13 protein-coding genes and 2 pseudogenes are annotated in these 16,897 nt (G+C 67.0%); 9 read left to right on the top strand and 6 right to left on the bottom strand.

The window, feature by feature from the left end:
- Nucleotides 1-32: 32 nt before the first annotated feature.
- From A5706_RS30240 to A5706_RS30200, 9 genes are all read left to right on the top strand, one after another.
- Complete coding sequence (locus tag A5706_RS30240; protein WP_068139766.1) at nucleotides 33-1,280, top strand: glutamate-5-semialdehyde dehydrogenase; 1,248 nt, start codon at nucleotides 33-35, stop codon at nucleotides 1,278-1,280.
- A gap of 28 nt (nucleotides 1,281-1,308) precedes the next feature.
- On the top strand, nucleotides 1,309-2,184 hold the full coding sequence (locus A5706_RS30235) for a MoxR family ATPase (protein ID WP_068139761.1): 876 nt from the start codon (nucleotides 1,309-1,311) through the stop codon (nucleotides 2,182-2,184).
- The gene (locus A5706_RS30230) at nucleotides 2,184-3,629 is read left to right on the top strand and encodes a VWA domain-containing protein (RefSeq protein ID WP_068139757.1); all 1,446 of its coding nucleotides are present in this window, start codon (nucleotides 2,184-2,186) and stop codon (nucleotides 3,627-3,629) included. Before A5706_RS30235 ends, A5706_RS30230 begins: the two co-directional genes overlap by 1 nt.
- Before the next feature lie 158 nt (nucleotides 3,630-3,787).
- Nucleotides 3,788-4,654 carry a PE family protein gene (locus A5706_RS30225; RefSeq protein ID WP_068139754.1) on the top strand — a complete coding sequence of 289 codons (867 nt, stop codon included), beginning with the start codon at nucleotides 3,788-3,790 and terminating at the stop codon, nucleotides 4,652-4,654.
- Between the two features lie 165 nt (nucleotides 4,655-4,819).
- Nucleotides 4,820-5,479, top strand: a complete 660-nt coding sequence (nadD, locus tag A5706_RS30220; RefSeq protein WP_082964744.1) for a nicotinate-nucleotide adenylyltransferase — start codon at nucleotides 4,820-4,822, stop codon at nucleotides 5,477-5,479.
- Nucleotides 5,476-5,871, top strand: coding sequence for a ribosome silencing factor (gene rsfS / locus A5706_RS30215; RefSeq protein WP_068139751.1), 396 nt, complete (start codon nucleotides 5,476-5,478; stop codon nucleotides 5,869-5,871). Before nadD ends, rsfS begins: the two co-directional genes overlap by 4 nt.
- Nucleotides 5,868-6,542, top strand: a complete 675-nt coding sequence (gene gpgP / locus A5706_RS30210; RefSeq protein ID WP_068139748.1) for a glucosyl-3-phosphoglycerate phosphatase — start codon at nucleotides 5,868-5,870, stop codon at nucleotides 6,540-6,542. Before rsfS ends, gpgP begins: the two co-directional genes overlap by 4 nt.
- Nucleotides 6,532-7,275: a diglucosylglycerate octanoyltransferase gene (gene octT, locus A5706_RS30205; protein ID WP_068139745.1), complete on the top strand. Its 744-nt coding sequence runs from the start codon at nucleotides 6,532-6,534 to the stop codon at nucleotides 7,273-7,275. Before gpgP ends, octT begins: the two co-directional genes overlap by 11 nt.
- Before the next feature lie 5 nt (nucleotides 7,276-7,280).
- The gene (locus A5706_RS30200) at nucleotides 7,281-8,117 is read left to right on the top strand and encodes a DegV family protein (protein WP_068139742.1); all 837 of its coding nucleotides are present in this window, start codon (nucleotides 7,281-7,283) and stop codon (nucleotides 8,115-8,117) included.
- On the opposite strand, the gene A5706_RS30195 is transcribed toward A5706_RS30200, so the two are convergent.
- From A5706_RS30195 to A5706_RS30170, 6 genes and pseudogenes are all read right to left on the bottom strand, one after another.
- Nucleotides 8,100-11,021 (bottom strand): RND family transporter, encoded by a 2,922-nt coding sequence (locus A5706_RS30195; protein ID WP_068139740.1) that lies wholly within the window; start codon nucleotides 11,019-11,021, stop codon nucleotides 8,100-8,102. The genes A5706_RS30200 and A5706_RS30195 overlap by 18 nt on opposite strands.
- Entirely contained in the window at nucleotides 11,018-11,455 is a 438-nt protein-coding gene (locus A5706_RS30190; protein WP_068139738.1) for an MmpS family transport accessory protein, read from the bottom strand. Before A5706_RS30190 ends, A5706_RS30195 begins: the two co-directional genes overlap by 4 nt.
- Before the next feature lie 146 nt (nucleotides 11,456-11,601).
- Nucleotides 11,602-12,660 (bottom strand): annotated as a pseudogene (locus A5706_RS30185) (dihydrodipicolinate reductase).
- Nucleotides 12,661-12,774: 114 nt separating this feature from the next.
- Nucleotides 12,775-14,523: an AMP-binding protein gene (locus A5706_RS30180; protein WP_068139736.1), complete on the bottom strand. Its 1,749-nt coding sequence runs from the start codon at nucleotides 14,521-14,523 to the stop codon at nucleotides 12,775-12,777.
- A gap of 44 nt (nucleotides 14,524-14,567) precedes the next feature.
- Entirely contained in the window at nucleotides 14,568-15,698 is a 1,131-nt protein-coding gene (pe, locus tag A5706_RS30175) for an acyltransferase PE (protein ID WP_068139733.1), read from the bottom strand.
- Between the two features lie 53 nt (nucleotides 15,699-15,751).
- Nucleotides 15,752-16,849: pseudogene (locus A5706_RS30170) on the bottom strand (MMPL family transporter); the annotation flags it as partial.
- Nucleotides 16,850-16,897 lie beyond the last annotated feature (48 nt).

Genomic DNA, 16,897 nt, shown 5'->3' with positions numbered 1-16,897 from the left:
CCTGGCCCGCCAAGGACCGTTACCCTGGATAAATGAGTCTGCAAGCTCCGACGCGCCCCGACCTGCGCCGGGAGGTCCACGACGCCGCGCGCCGCGCCCGGGTCGCCGCCCGCGCGCTGGCGTTGCTGCCGACCGTCGCCAAGGATGCGGCGCTGCAGTCGGCCGCCGACGCGATAGGCGCCCACACCGAGCGGATCCTGGCGGCCAACGCCGAAGACCTCGACGCCGCCCGGGCCGCCGGCACGCCGGCCGCGATGCTCGACCGGTTGGCCCTGGACCGCAAGCGCGTCGACGGAATCGCCGCCGGCCTGCGCCAGGTCGCCGGGTTGCCCGACCCCGTCGGCGAGGTGCTGCGCGGCTACACCCTGCCCAACGGGCTGCACCTGCGCCAGCAGCGGGTCCCGCTCGGCGTCGTCGGCATGATCTACGAGGGCCGGCCGAACGTCACGGTCGACGCGTTCGGGCTGGCGCTCAAGTCGGGCAACGCGGTGCTGCTGCGCGGCAGCTCGTCGGCGGCGAAGTCCAACCAGGCCCTCGTCGATGTGCTGCGCGGGTCGCTGGTCAGCGAGGACCTGCCCGCCGACGCGGTTCAGCTGCTGTCGGCCGCCGATCGATCCACGGTGACCCACCTGATCCAGGCGCGCGGACTGGTCGACGTGGTGATCCCGCGCGGCGGAGCCAGCCTGATCGACGCGGTGGTGCGCGATGCCCGGGTGCCCACCATCGAGACCGGTGTCGGCAACTGCCACGTGTATGTGCACGAGTCCGCCGACCTCGACGTGGCGGAACGGATCCTGCTGAACTCCAAGACCCGTCGGCCCAGCGTCTGCAACGCCGCCGAGACGCTGCTGGTCGACGATGCGATCGCGGGGACGGCGATGCCGAGGCTGGTCGGCGCCCTGCAGGACGCCGGGGTGACGGTTCATCTCGACGCGGGTGAGGACGACCTGCGCCGCGAATACCTGTCGATGGACATCGCGGTGGCCGTCGTCGACGGCGTCGACGCCGCGATCGCGCACATCAACGAATACGGCACCGGGCACACCGAGGCCATCGTGACAACGAATATGGCTGCGGCTCAACGGTTTAGCGACGGAGTCGACGCGGCCGCGGTGATGATCAACGCTTCGACGGCCTTCACCGACGGCGAGCAGTTCGGGTTTGGCGCCGAGATCGGCATCTCCACGCAGAAGCTGCATGCGCGCGGCCCGATGGGGTTGCCGGAACTGACCTCGACCAAGTGGATCGCGTGGGGAGACGGGCAGACCCGCCCGGCCTGACGTCCAAAGCCTTAGGAGAACTGACATCGTGAGTGTGCCCGCAAGACCGGCGCCGCTGTTCGCCGACATCGACGACGTCTCGCGGCGGTTGGCCGAGACCGGCTACCTACCCGACACCGCCACCGCGACGGCCGTATTCCTGGCCGACCGGCTCGGCAAGCCGCTGCTGGTGGAGGGCCCCGCCGGCGTCGGCAAGACCGAGCTGGCCCGCGCCGTCGCCCAGGCCACCGGCTCGGGCCTGGTGCGCCTGCAGTGCTACGAGGGCGTCGACGAGGCCCGCGCGCTCTACGAGTGGAACCACGCCAAGCAGATCTTGCGGATCCAGGCGGGGTCCGGGGACTGGGACCAGACCAAGGACGACGTGTTCAGCGAGGAGTTCTTGCTTTCGCGGCCGCTGCTGACCGCCATCCGGCGCAGCGAGCCGACGGTGCTGTTGATCGACGAGACGGACAAGGCCGACATCGAGATCGAGGGCCTGCTGCTCGAGGTGCTGTCGGACTTCGCCGTGACCGTGCCCGAACTGGGCACGATCGTCGCGGAGCGGGCGCCGTTCGTGCTGCTGACCTCCAACGCCACCCGTGAATTGTCCGAGGCGCTCAAGCGGCGCTGCCTGTTCCTGCACATCGACTTCCCGAGCCCCGATCTGGAGCGGCGCATCCTGTTGTCCCGGGTTCCCGACCTGCCCGCGCACCTGGCCGAGGAATTGGTGCGCATCATCGGGGTGCTGCGCGGAATGCAGCTGAAGAAGGTGCCGTCCATCGCCGAGACCATCGACTGGGGCCGCACGCTGCTTGCGTTGGGCCTGGACACCATCGACGACGCGGTGGTCGCCGCCACGCTCGGCGTGGTGCTCAAGCATCAATCCGACCAGCAACGCGCCGCGGGAGAACTGAGGCTCAACTGATGGCCGCCCGCCGCATCCGCCCCAGCCGCCCGCTCGCCCCGCACGGCCTGCCGGGCCACCTGGTTGGTTTCGTGGAAGCGCTTCGCGCGCAGGGCATTTCGGTGGGCCCCTCCGAGACGGTGGACGCCGGGCGGGTGATGGCCACCCTCGGCCTGGCCGATCGTGAGGTGTTGCGGGAGGGGATCGCCTGCGCCGTGCTGCGCCGCCCCGACCACCGCGAAACCTACGACGCCATGTTCGACCTGTGGTTCCCCGCCGCGCTGGGCGCCCGCGCGGTGGTCACCGAGGGGGAGGCCGGCGAGGCCAAGGACGGCGCCCTGCCGCCCGACGACGTCGAGGCGATGCGCCAGATGCTGCTGGACCTGCTCACCGAGAACCCCGAGCTGGCCGACATGGACGAGCGCCTGGTCGCGATGATCGCCCGGATCGTCGAGGCCTACGGCAAATACAGTTCCAGCCGCGGCCCGTCGTTCTCGTCGTATCAGGCGCTCAAGGCGATGGCGCTGGACGAATTGGAGGGCAAGCTGCTGGCGGGACTGCTCGCGCCGTACGGCGACGAGCCCACGCCCACCCAGGAGCAGATCGCCAAAGCGCTGGCGGCCCAGCGGATCACGCAGCTTCGCAAGATGGTCGACGCCGAGACCAAGCGGCGTACCGCCGAGCAGTTGGGTCGCGACCACGTCCAGATGTACGGCATCCCACAGCTTTCGGAGAACGTCGAGTTCCTGCGCGCATCCGGCGAGCAGCTGCGCCAGATGCAACGGGTGGTGGCGCCGCTGGCCCGCACCCTGGCGACCCGGTTGGCCGCGCGCCGGCGGCGATCCCGCGCCGGGACCATCGACCTGCGCAAGACGCTGCGCAAGTCCATGTCCACCGGCGGGGTGCCGATCGACGTGGTGCTGGCCAAGCCCCGCCCGGCCCGCCCGGAACTGGTTGTGCTGTGCGATGTCTCGGGCTCGGTCGCCGGGTTCAGCCACTTCACCCTGCTGCTGGTGCACGCCTTGCGGCAGCAGTTTTCCCGGGTGCGCGTATTCGCGTTCATCGACACGACCGACGAGGTGACCCACATGTTCGGCCCGGAAGCCGACCTGGCCGTGGCGATCCAGCGGATCACCCGCGAGGCCGGCGTGTACAGCCGTGACGGGCACTCCGACTACGGCAACGCGTTCGTCTCGTTCCTGCAGGCGCACCCGAACGCGCTGTCGCCGCGCAGCTCGCTGCTGGTGCTCGGCGACGGGCGCACCAACTACCGCGACCCGGCCATCGATGTGCTCGTCGACATGGTGACCGCCAGCCGCCACGCGCACTGGCTCAACCCCGAACCCAAGCACCTGTGGGGCAGCGGCGACTCGGCGGTGCCCCGCTACCAGGAGGTCATCACCATGCACGAGTGCCGGTCCGCCAAGCAATTGGCGGCGGTGATCGACCAGCTGCTGCCGGTGTGACGTCGCCGATCCACTGGCCTCCCCGGAGGCCTGCTCAGTGCATTCGGCGTTAACAATTTGTGGCGAGTGCGTTAGGCGGGTTTCAGCACAGCGGATGTTGGCCACCACTTAACCGCGTTGCTCGGTGGTTAGTTGGTGATCTCGACGGGGGATGATCGATGTCGTTCGTAAGCGTGGTCCCGGCCAGTGCCTCTGAGGCTGCCAGGACTCTGGCGGGTATTGGCTCGGAGCTGAACGCGGCCAGAAGTTCGGCGGCGCTGCCCACGACTGGCGTGGTGGCTGCGGCTCAGGACCAGGTATCCATCGCGGTCGCGGAGGTGTTCGGCGACTTCGGTCAGGAATTTCAGGCTCTCAGCGCTGAGGCGCAGGCGTTTCATGAGCAGTTCGTCGGCAAGTTAGCGGCCGGCTTGGGTCAGTATCTGAGCGCCGAGGCCGCCAACGTCCAGCAGACTTTGCTCGATGCAGGGCAGGCACCCGCCCAGGCTTTGCTGGGGAATCCGTTGACCGGGATCGGGACCATGCCGTTCAGCGCTACGGTCTTCGATTACCCGACTCCGTTCGGTCCCATATTGCTGACGCTGGACGGGGACGCATCGTTACTGGGATCGGTCACCGTGACCGGGGGAACACTGCAGGTGCCCACCCCGCTGGCGCTCGGCCTTGACGCGCTGGGTCCCGAGGCCAACGTGCTACTCACGCTCGGAAATGGCGGTGCAACGTTTGCCAACGCGGTGCAGACCGGGAATCCAGTCGCCGCCGCCCAAGCTCTCCTCGAAACTCCCGCCAATGCCGTGAGCAGTTTCTTCTTTGGCCAACAAACCATCTCGGCGTCGTACCCGGTGCCTCCCGGGACGCAATACACGTCGGCGGAAATCAGCGTTCCCGTCGGAGGGCTCCTTGCTCCGCTTGAACCCGTTACGCTCACCCTGTCCTCCTCCGACGGCACGGTGACGTCAATTCCGCTGGGTGGTACGGAATTCGGCGGCCTTATTTCCGCCGTCGAAGGTTCTCGCACCGGCGCGTAGTCGTCCTGTGTTGGTCGGAAGACACCGCGCCCGCGTTGCCGCCGAGATTTGCGTGCCGCCCGGCGCAGAGAGCGATGTGGCGTCGGTGACCCCGGAGGGGCCGGGGGTCAGGCCGCCTAGCTGGGGAATCGGTGCCGCTGTTGAGCTCAAGTAAGCTGGCAAATCGTGCAAAAGCAGCTTCGTCGGCTCGGGGTGATGGGTGGGACGTTCGACCCCATCCATTACGGCCACCTGGTGGCCGCCAGCGAGGTCGCCGACCTGTTCGACCTGGACCAGGTGGTCTTCGTGCCCAGCGGCCAGCCCTGGCAGAAGAGCCGGCAGGTTTCCGCCGCCGAGGACCGTTATCTGATGACCGTGATCGCCACGGCGTCCAACCCGCGGTTTTCGGTGAGCCGGGTCGACATCGACCGCGCCGGGCCCACCTACACCCGGGATACGCTGGCTGACCTGCACGCGCTCAACCCCGAATCGCAGCTGTACTTCATCACCGGCGCGGACGCGCTCGAGTCGATCCTGTCGTGGCAAGGCTGGGAGGAGCTGTTCGGGTTGGCGCGCTTCATCGGCGTCAGCCGTCCCGGGTATGAGTTGCGCCGCGAACACGTCACCGGCGTCCTCGGCGAGCTGACCGAGGACGCGCTGACCCTCGTGGAGGTTCCGGCGCTGGCGATCTCGTCGACCGACTGCCGCCGGCGCGCCGAGGAGGGCCGCCCGCTGTGGTACCTGATGCCCGACGGTGTCGTGCAATACGTGTCGAAGCGTCGCCTGTACCGCACGGCCGAACCGACAACGCGCCCAACGACATTCGCGGCGGGAAGCAACACGTGACCGCCACCCAGGAAGCCATCGACATGGCCACCGTGGCGGCCGGCGCGGCCGCCTCGAAACTGGCCAACGACGTACTCGTCATCGACGTCTCGGGCCAGCTGGTGATCACGGATTGCTTCGTAATCGCCTCGGCGTCTAACGAGCGGCAGGTCAACGCCATCGTCGACGAGGTCGAGGAGAAAATGCGCAAGGCGGGCTACCGCCCGGCGCGGCGCGAGGGTGCCCGGGAAGGCCGCTGGACGCTGCTCGACTACCGCGACATCGTCGTGCACATCCAGCATCAGGACGACCGCAACTTCTACGCGCTGGACCGGCTGTGGGGCGATTGCCCGGTGATCTCGGTGGACCTGGACGACCCGGAAGGTCCCGCAGACTCGGCGAGCGCGCGATGAGGATCCGCCGCCTGGTGATGCTCCGGCACGGCCAAACCGACTTCAACGCGGGCAGCCGGATGCAGGGGCAGCTGGACTCGGCGCTCACCGAACTCGGCCGCGCCCAGGCGGTCGCCGCCGCCGAAGTGCTCGGCAAGCTGCCGCCGTTGCTGATCGTTTCGTCGGACCTGCATCGCGCCTACGACACCGCGGTCACGCTCGGGGAGAGGACCGGGTTGACGGTCCGGGTGGACCCCCGGTTGCGCGAGACCCATCTGGGCGACTGGCAGGGGCTGACGCACACCGAGGTCGACGCGCAGGCCCCCGGCGCGCGGCTGGCCTGGCGCGACGACGCCAGGTGGGCGCCGCACGGCGGGGAAAGCAGGGTCGACGTGGCGTCGCGAAGCGTGCCGGTGGTCGCTGAGCTGGTGGCCGGCGAGCCGGAATGGGGTGACCCCGACGGGCCGGACCGACCCGTGGTGCTGGTGGCGCACGGGGGTCTTATCGCCGCCCTGTCCGCCGCCTTGCTCAAGCTGCCGGTCGACAACTGGCCGATGCTGGGCGGCATGGGCAACGCCAGTTGGGCTCAACTGAGCGGGCATGCCGGTGACTCGGATGTCGATTTCGGCAGCATCCGGTGGCGCCTGGATGTGTGGAACGCTTCTGCTCAGGTCGCCAACGATGTCCTCTGACGCGCGCGCGAGGCCGACCCTGTTGGTGTTCGCCGATTCCCTGTCCTATTACGGGCCGACCGGCGGCTTGCCCGCCGACGACCCGCGCATCTGGCCCAATATCGTTGCCACGCAACTGGGTTGGGACGTGGAACTGATCGGGCGCATCGGCTGGACTTGCCGCGACGTCTGGTGGGCGGTGACGCAGGACCCGCGGGCCTGGGCGGCGCTGCCCCGGGCCGGCGCGGTGATCTTCGCGACCGGCGGGATGGATTCGCTGCCCTCGGTGCTGCCGACCGCGGTGCGCGAGCTGATCCGCTATGTGCGCCCGCCGTGGCTGCGGCGCTGGGTCCGCGACGGCTACGCGTGGCTGCAGCCCCGGCTTTCGCCGGTGGCCCGACCGGCGCTGCCACCGCGCCTGAGCGCCGAATACCTCGAACAGACCCGCGGCGCAATCGATTTCAACCGCCCGGGCATTCCGATCGTGGCGTCGCTGCCGTCGGTGCACATCGCCGAGACGTACGGCAAGGCCCACCGCGGCCGCGCGGGGACGGTGGCCGCGATCACGGAATGGGCGCAGCAACACGACATTCCCCTGGTGGATCTCAAAGCCGCTGTGGCCGAACAGGTCATGAGCGGGCGCGGCAATCCCGACGGCATCCATTGGAATTTCGAAGCCCACCAGGCGGTCGCCGAGTTGATGCTCAAGGCCCTGGCCGAAGCCGGCATTACCAACGAGAAACCGCGCGGGTAGCGGCTATGGCCGTCGTGGTGGTGACCGATGCGTCGTCGCGCCTGCCCGCCGACCTGCTCGAAAAGTGGGCCATCCGCGTGGTTCCCTTGCACATCCTGCACGATGGCCGCGACCTACGCGACGGCGTGGACGACATCCCCGACGAGATCTACAAGCAGCACGCGACCACCGCGGCGGCCACCCCGGCGGAACTGGCCAACGCCTATCAGCAGGCGCTGGCCGACAGCGACGGTGACGGCGTGGTGGCGGTGCACCTTTCCGCGGCGCTGTCCGGAACCTACGGCGCCGCCCAACGGACCGCGGCCGACCTCGACGCGCACGTGCGCGTCGTCGACTCCCGCTCGGCCGCGATGGGTACCGGGTTCGTGGCGCTGGCCGCCGCCCGCGCCGCGGCTGACGGCGGCGACCTGGGAGCCGTCGCGGACGCGGCCACCTCGGCGGTGTCGCGCGGCCACGCGTTCGTGGTGGTGCACCGGCTGGACAACCTGCGTCGCAGCGGACGAATCGGCGGGGCCACGGCGTGGCTGGGGACCGCGCTGGCGCTCAAGCCGCTGCTGCGCATCGATGACGGCAAACTCGTTCTCGCCCAACGGGTGCGGACCGTGACCGCCGCGACCGCGGCGATGATCGACCGGGTGTGCGAGGTCGTCGGCGAGAACTCCGCGGCCCTGGCGGTGCAACACGTGGCCAACCCGGAGGGCGCGAAAGAGGTGGCGGCGGAGCTGGCGCGGCGGCTGCCCGCCTGCGAGCCGGCGATCGTCAGCCCGTTGGGCCCGGTGCTCGGGCTGCACGTCGGCCCGGGGGCCGTCGCGGTGTGCCTAGACCTAGCTCCTGGCGCCTGACGCCACCGGTGCCGCCACGGCGGGGGGACGGCCGTAGTCGCCGCGCGGGTGCACGACGAGCGGCCACCAGAACCAGCGACCGAGCAAGGTGGCGATCGACGGCATCAGCAGCGTGCGCACGATCAGGGTGTCGAGCAGCAGGCCGATGCATACCGTGGACCCGAACTGCCCGAGCACGCGCAGTTCGCTGCCGAGCATCGCCGCCATGGTGAAGGCGAACACCAGGCCTGCTGCCGTCACCACGCCACCGGTGCCGGCCATCGAGCGGATGATCCCCGTCTTGAGCCCATGATGGATCTCCTCTTTGAACCGCGACACCAGCAGCAGGTTGTAGTCAGATCCGACGGCCAGCAGGATGATGACCGACAGCGCCATCACGATCCAGTGGATTCGGATGCCGAATAAGTCCTGCCAAATCAGCACCGACAGCCCGAATGATGCGGCGATCGAACTGGCCGCGGTGCCGACGATCACCAGCGCGGCAACCACGCTGCGGGTAAGCAGCAGCATGATCATGAAGATCAGCGTCAGGGCCGACACCACCGCGATCATCAGGTCGTATTTTTCGCCGTCGGCCATGTCCCGGAACGTCGCGGCGGTTCCGCCCAGATACACCCGGGCATCCGAGAGCGAGGACTGTTTCAGCGCCTCCTGCGCGGCGGTGCGTTCGGCGTCGACCCGTGCGATGCCCTCCGGCGTCATCGGATCACCCTGATGGGTGATGAAGAACCGGGCCGACTTACCGTCCGGCGACAGGAACATGCGAAGGCCCGTCTGGAAATCGGGGTTGTCGAAGGCCTCCGGCGGCAGGTAGAAGAAGTCGTCGTTCTTGGACTGATCGAAGCTTTGCCCCATCACGATGGCGGTGTTGCTCATCGCCTCCATCTGATCGATCATCGCCTTGAACGTCTGGTAGAGCGTCAACGTGATGCCCCTGGTGTTCTTCAGCGTCGAGATCAGTACGGGGAACAGCGCATTCAGGTCGTGTGTGGCCTTGGCGGTGTGCGCGATGTCGGCGGTGAGGTAGTGGAACTGCTCGGCGAGCTGGTCGAAGCCGTCGAACGTGTCGAAGAGGGACCGGATGCCGATGCACAACGGGATGTCGTAGCAGTGCCTCTCCCAGTAGAAGTAGCTACGTATCGGCCGGAAGGTGTCGTCGAAATCCGCGATGTGGTCGCGCAACTTGTCGGTGATCTGCGATGTGACCGCGGTGGTCTTGGCGCTGTCGTCGGCGGCGTTGGCCAAATCCAGCGACACCTCGTACTGGCGTTGCGTGGTGTCGATCTGGGTTTGCAGATCGTCGGCCATCCTCAGGATGTCGGCAATGCGGTCCTTGAGGAAGCTCATGTTCTGCATCGTCGTCTGGCTCTGGATGCTGTTCTGGAACGGAATCGAGCTGTGCTGGATCGGGATTCCCAGCGGCCGGGTGATGTCCTGGACCATGGCGATGCCCTGCGTGCGCATCTCGTTCTTCGCCACCCGGTCCAACACCAGCATGTCGGCCGGGTTTCGCATGTCGTGGTCGGACTCGACCATCAACAGGTCGGGGTTCATTCGCGCCTCGGAGAAATGCCGGTTCGCCGCCTCTTGCCCCTGATTGGACGGGGCTGACAACGGCAGGTAGTGGCGGTCGTTGTAGCTGGTGTGGTAGCTCGGCAGGGCGATCATCCCGACCAGCACGACAGCGCCACTGACGGCCAAAATCGGTGCGGGCCAACGCACTACCGCGGTGCCCACCCGCCGCCACAGCCGACCGCGCTTGGCCTGCCTTTCGAAGAAGTGGAAGCGGCTGCCGACGAAGACCACGGCGGGCCCCAGGCTCAGTCCGGCCGCGACCACGACCAGCATGCCGATCGCCACGGGTGCGCCCATCGTGTTGAACCAGGGCAACCGCGAAAAGCTCAGGCAATAGGTCGCCCCGGCGATCGTCAGGCCCGAACCCAGGACGACGGGAGCAACACCCTTGAACGTGGTGTAGTACGCGCTTTCTCGATCCTCACCGGCGGCGAGCGCTTCTTGGTAGCGGCCGACGAGGAAGATGCCGTAGTCGGTCCCAGCGGCGATCGCCAGCATGGTGAGGATGTTCGCAGCGAAGGTGGTGAGCCCAAATGCGTTGTGATACGCGAGAACCGCGACGACCCCGCGTGCGCACGCCAGGGCGACAAAGGTCATGAACAGCTGGAGCAGCGTGGTGACGATGGACCGGTAGACCAGCAGCAACATGATCGCGATGGCGCCCAGCGTGAACAGGGTGATCTTGGCCAGGCTGGCGTTGCCGATGATGTGCATGTCGTCGGAGAGCGCGGCGGGACCGGTGACGTAGGCCTTCACGCCGGGTGGCGCCTTGTTCTCGTCGATCACCTTGCGGACCGCGTCCACGGACTCGTTGGCTAGCGTGGTGCCCTGGTTACCGGCAAGGTTTATCTGCACATAGGCGGCCTTGGCGTCGGCGCTCTGAGCGCCCGCCGCCGTCAGCCGGTCACCCCAGAAGTCCTGGATGTGCTGGATGTGCTTCGGGTCTCCGCGAAGCTGCCGAATCAGCTTGTCGTAGTACTGGTGCGCGTCGGGGCCGAGGGGTTGCTGGCCCTCCAGCACGATCATCACCGTGCTGTTGGAGTCGAATTCGCGGAAGTTGTGGCCCATCCTCATCATGGCCTTCATCGAAGGCGCGTCCAGCGGCGTCATCGGCGCCGAATGCGCCTCGCCGACTTTTTCCAGCGTGGGGACGATGACGTTCACCAACACGGTGATGGCCACCCAGCCCAAAATGATCGGTATCGCGAAGATTCGGATGGCGTGGGGCAGATAGGGACGGTGGCCGCGATCCGCCATGCTGGGCTTGGTCGTGATCGGACCGGTGTTCGCCGTGCTCGCGTCGCGCTCCGCCTTGTCGATGTCGGTCATGCGGACTTCACCAGGCAGAAGGTCTGGGCGTTGTGGCCGTCGGAATTCTGGCTGTCGCGGACGACGCCGTCCACGCTGATCTTGCAGCTGATTCGGCTGCCGTCGCTTTGCGCCATGATGTTGGCGCTCACCGAGGGAAGCGTGGTGGAGATGGTGGTCGACCAGGGCAGCGGCGCGTCGTTGATCTGGTGGGTGTTGGCGTTCTCGTCCCAGTAGTTGATGTTCGCGGTGGATCCGGGCGGCCCGGAGATGTCGTAGACGACGACCTTCGGATTGAACTGCACGATCTCGATACCCTTGCCGGCATTCGCGTTGAGGTCCTGGGACCCGAAAATTTTGTGTAGCCGCGAGACCACCAAGGCCGATACGCCGAGCACGACCACCAACACCAGAGGAATCCACGCTCGTCTGAGCGCCCGGGTCAGGGCCTTCATCTTGACCGCCTTCCGCTCGCCCCTTGCGGATCACCGCCGTCGCCGACAACACCCGTTGCCGATACATTGCTCAGCTAAGCATCGTAAACCTTAGTGCACGGAACCGTTCCTCCTGGGGCCGTCCTAAGTGACGGTGGACACAGGGGTTAGTGCGTCACTCGGCCCGTGACCGGCGGCAGATCGGCAAGCGTGACGATCCCGGGCCTGGCTGCGACGACAGCCGGAACGGCATTGGTGACCGGCATCGCGGTGTAGATCATTCCCAGGCCCATGAAGCCGGGCTCCGTCCAATCCTTCGGCGGCAGGCAGTGCAGGACAGTGCGCATGTTGGGCAGGCCGAACACCTGGATGACGTGGCCGTGCTCGAGCGGTTTGGGCGGGACCACATGGCTGCCCATGGTCCAGTTGAACCCGACGCTGACTACGTTGCGGTCGCCCTCCCAGCCGCGGTGGTAGCCGTAGACGCTGCCGACGGTTCAATCGGGGATCTTCATGAAGCCCAGATCGGAGTCGGCGGTGGCCGCGGTGAACGTGACGTCGAACGTCATCTTGTCCAGTTTGGCGCCGATCGCGTCGGCCATCATCGCGGCCGATTCCGCGAAGACCTCGCTTTCCCGGCGGACGCTCTCCGCCAGTCCCGGTGTGTCGGGGTGTTGCGAGAACCCCATCGCCGTTTGCGTTTCCGCCGACTCATACGTCGAGCAGTCCACCGACTCGGTGATGCGGATCTCGTCGACACGCTCGCACGATGCGGACAGCACCATCCCGACCATGTTCGTCATCCCCGGATGCGCTCCGCTGCCGAAGATCGTCGCACCGCCCCGCTCGCAAGCGTCCTGGATGCGCCTGCGGTCCTGGGGTGTCTGCTTGCCGCCGGTGATCCAAGCGGCGCTGGTGCACACGTTGACGCCCGACTCCAGCAGCCGCACCAGTTCGTCGACGTTCGGCCACAACGGGTTGTAGCAGCACGCGTCGGGTCGCAGCGCCAGCAGCGCATCGATGTCGTTGGTGGCCTTGATCCCGGTCGGCTCCGGCCACCCGGACAGCTCGGCGGCGTCCACGCCGACCTTTTCGGCGCCGTGGGCGTACACCCCGACCAGTTCCATGTCCGGTCGGCCGATGATGGCGTGCAGCGAGCGCCGCCCGATGTTGCCGGTCGTCCACTGGATCACGCGATAGGGACGGTCTGCGCGGGTCGGGCTCATGGGGGGCTCCTTTGCCGGTGGGATGGGACTCATTATGTTCAACCAGGCCCGCATGAATGCGGGCCGGTCGTCCCAACCGACGGGAGGCCGGCCGATTTCCTACGCGGGTTCGGCTTAGCCGTCCAACCGGGTGAATTGGTCGCGGCGGTAATGCTCGACACACGCGGCGCGCCGGATCTTGCCGCTCGTCGTGGTGGGAATCGACCCCGGCGGCACCAGGACGAGGTCGCCGACATTCACGCCGTGCGCGTTGGATACCGCGGAGGTGACGTCGCGCTTAATGCAGGCGAGCCAGTCCCTAAAGTCCTGGGCGTCCTCGTGGGAATGGCCTCGCTTCTTGAGCTCGACGACGGCGACCAGCTCCTCGGTGCTGCTGACCGGAACCGAGATCGCCGCGACCCGACCGCCCGTGATCTGCTGAACGGTCGCCTCGATGTCCTCGGGATAGTGATTGCGCCCACGAATGATCAGCAAATCCTTGATGCGGCCGACGATGAACAGATCACTCTCGAAGATGAAGCCGAGGTCCCCGGTCCTCAGCCAGGGGCCTTCGGGGGTGCCCGGCGACGGGTCGGCGAGCGTTGCGCCGAAGCAGCGCTGCTCCTCCGGCGGTTTGCCCCAATAGCCGTCGGCGACATTGGGCCCGTGCACCCAGATCTCGCCCACCAAGCCCTGCGCGCTCTCGCGGTTGGTGTCGGAGTCGACGATGCGCAGCGTGGGTGATTGCGGCACTTGGTATTTGACCAGCGCGGTGCCGGTCCCTTCCGCACATCGTCGCGCGCGGCCCGCGGACAGCTCGTCGATGTCGAAGGCGACCGTGCTCGACGACTCATGCCACGTGCCCGCCGTGACAAAGACGGTCGCCTCCGCCAACCCATACGACGGACGCATCATGTGGTCGCGAAAGTTGAAGTGGGCGAACCGGTCAACGAAACGGTGCAGCGTTGCCGGCTCGACGCGCTCGGCACCGCTGATGATGCCCAGCACCTCGCCGAGGTCGAGCCCGGCCAGGTCGGCGTCGGTTGTCTTGCGGGCGGCCAGATCGAAGGCGAAGTTGGGCGCCGCCGACCAGGCATGAGGATTCTCGGCCAATGATCGCATCCATCTGGCCGGCCGCTCCAGGAACGAAACCGGACTGGTCAGCTCGCCGCGATAGCCACCCAGGATCGGCGCGCAGATTCCCAGCACCAGGCCCATGTCGTGGTAGAAGGGCAACCACGACACGATCGTGGTATCCGCGGGGGCTTTGACGTGGGAGTCCGCGAAGAAGCTGCGCATCAGTTGCTCGAAATTCACTTCGAGATTGCGGTGCGAGACCATGACTCCCGTCGGCGCCCGGGTCGAACCCGAGCTGTACTGCAGATAGGCGATGCTGGGCAGGTCGGCTGCCCGACCGCTCGTTCCGCCCTCCGCGTCGAGATTGATCGAATCCATCTCGATGATCTTGGGGACGGAGTCCAGGCGTGCCTCGTCGACGTATTTGACGATGTCTTCGGCGACCGCCGACGTCGTGAGAACCACCGAGGGCGCCGTATCGGAAAGGACCGCACTCACCCGCTCATGGCTCGAGCCCTTGTGCGGCAACAGCAGCGGAACCGCGATCAGGCCGGCTTGCATGGCTCCGAGAAACGCCTCGACATAGTCGAGGGATTGGGGGGCCAGGATCACGGCCCTGTCTCCGACCGACCCGTGCAGGCTGAGCTCGCGTGCCGCGTTCAGCGTTCGGCGGGACACCTGTGACCACGTGAGGCTCTGGGGAACTCCGGCCCAATCGTCGGTGTAATCGGTGAACGTGTAGGCCACGTCATCGGGCCGCAGGCTGGCACGTCCGTGCAGCATGGACAGGATTGTTGACTGAGCCATCGGTGTTACATCACGTCCGTACTAGTTCGTCGACTCCGATGGAGTCAGTGGTCGGTTTGCAGTGCGCTGTGCGACAAGACGGACATGGCACCGGCGAGGATCTGGGAGAACGGGTCGGCGCCGCCGCCGAAGGTCGCCTGGTTGGCCGGCGCGGTGACCTCCGCTGGATCGAAGCCATGCACGGGGTCCACCTGAAGAGGGGCGGTTGACGGGTCGTCGTTTCGCGAGTAGCCCGCATTCACCCGGGGGATCAGGATGGCGTCGAGTTTGTTCAGCGTGTCCTCCGGGATCCCGATGTATTTCAGCGGCATCACCAGCGGAAGGTGCTTCTCCGGCACCATGATCGTGGTGTCTTTCGCGCCCCGGGAGTTGATCGTGGTTCGGATGTTCTGCGGCGGCACCATGCTCCGGTTCGTGAAGGCCACCGCGGTGTGACCGGTGGCCAGACCCATCAGCGTGTTGGCGAAGGCGAACAAGTTGTCGGGCCGGTCGGGGAAGTCCGCGATCGAGTCGTACGCGGCCACGAACCTGTCGGTGTCGTACTGGCTCTCGTAGGTCGGCGGCATGGTGTAGTCGAGCGCGGGAACGGTGCTGCCGACCGGGAACACGGCGGTCAGGAAGCTCTGACCGAAGGCGTGATGCCCGATCGGGTCGCCGAATGTGGCGAAGTTGAGCGTGTTTGGCGGCGGGGCGGTCGGGTCAGTCGCCAGCCGCGCCTGCGCGCCGTCGACCACGAACCCGCCCTCGGACAAGCCGATCGCCGTACCCGGCCGCCCGTTTTTGATCGCGGCAACAAGGTTGTCCACTCCCGTGTCGACCGACTCGCCGACGCTGGGGCCGTCCAGGCCCAGACCCGGGATGATCTCGTCGCCGGCCTTGCCGATTCCGGGGAAGAGCCGCCCCAGCACGTGGCCCTGAACCTGCCCCGCCGGGTAGTCGATGATTTTGCGCTGCTGGCCGGGAAACCATTGGGCGCCCTCCTGACGGATGTACTCGTCGTAGGGGATGCCAAGAACGTGCGCGCCGCCGAGGGCGTACGCCGTCTGGTCGCCCGGGGCCCCCGGTGTCGGCGGTCCGCCGATGGGCGTGTCGTCGGCCGACGCCGCCCCGACGCCGAAACACACTGTGGCGCCTACAGTTACCAGCGCGGTAGCCCTTGCGAGTGTTTTGTTCATCCCTGTCCCTGACCGCTCTGCTTGTCTAGTTTCACATACATGAGGTGTGCCTGCTAACCGGATTGCGGCTCCGCGCGGGCGACCACCGAGCGCGACGTCGGCCGCCGTAGCGTCGCTCGTGATGGCCACCAGTTCGCCCGCCCGAAAAGCGCCGCGATGGCCGGCACCGTGATGGTGCGTACCAGGAAGGTGTCCAACAGAATTCCGACGCCGATCACGAAACCGCCCTGAACCACGGTGCCGATGCTGGAGAACAGCAGGCCGCCCATCGAGGCCGCGAAGATCAGCCCCGCCGCGGTGATCACGCCGCCCGTCGAACTCAGCGTGCGAATGATGCCGTAACGCACGCTGTTCGGGGACTCGTCACGCATTCGCGAGACGAGCAGCATGTTGTAGTCGGCGCCGACCGCGACCAGGACCACGAATGCCAGCGGGGGCACGCTCCAATGTAAGTGCTGGCCCAGGATGAACTGGAAGAACACCACGCCGATGCCCACCGCCGACAAGTACGAAACGACCACGGACGCAACCAGATAGAGCGGCGCGACAATCGCACGCAGCAACGCGACCAGGGTCAGGAGCACGACGATGAGGGTCACCGCGATGATGAACCGGATGTCGTGCTGGTAGTAGTCGCGCGTGTCCTTCAGACCGACGGTGTATCCCGCCATCGAAATCTTGGCGTCCGCCAAGCTGGTGTTCGGTTGGGCCCCTCGAGCGGTCGTGGTGATCGCGTTGACCTGATCCATGGCCTCGGTGCTGAACGGGTCGAGCTTGGTCTGAACCAAATACCGCACCGAGTGGCCGTCCGGCGAGATGAAGACCTTGGCGGCCTCCTGAAACTCTTTGAGATGTAAAAGCTGCGCCGGGATATTGAATCCGGCCATCGCCGGTTGTGCCGCGTCGTGTTTGAGCGACAGCAAAAACGTCGCCGACTCACTCAGTCCGGCACCCAGCTTCTTGACCTGGTCGACGAGTTGGGCCACCGCGTCGGCCACCTGCCGGCTCCCACCCGCGAACCGGTCCGCGCCGTTTTGCAGGGTGTTCAGGTTGGACTGCAGGCCACCGGGCTGGTCCATCCCCATGGTGCGCAGCACGTTGGTGAGCTTGCCGACCGCATTGCGCAGGCGGTCCGTCGACGCCATCAACGACCTGTCCCACCAGCTGCAGGCCTATCCGGACAGACAGACCCTCAAGGC

The organism is Mycobacterium sp. E796 (assembly GCF_001672815.1).
Lineage (GTDB): Bacteria > Actinomycetota > Actinomycetes > Mycobacteriales > Mycobacteriaceae > Mycobacterium.
The sequence above is the reverse complement of the archived record's forward strand: the minus strand, read 5'-3'. Positions and strand labels throughout refer to the sequence as shown.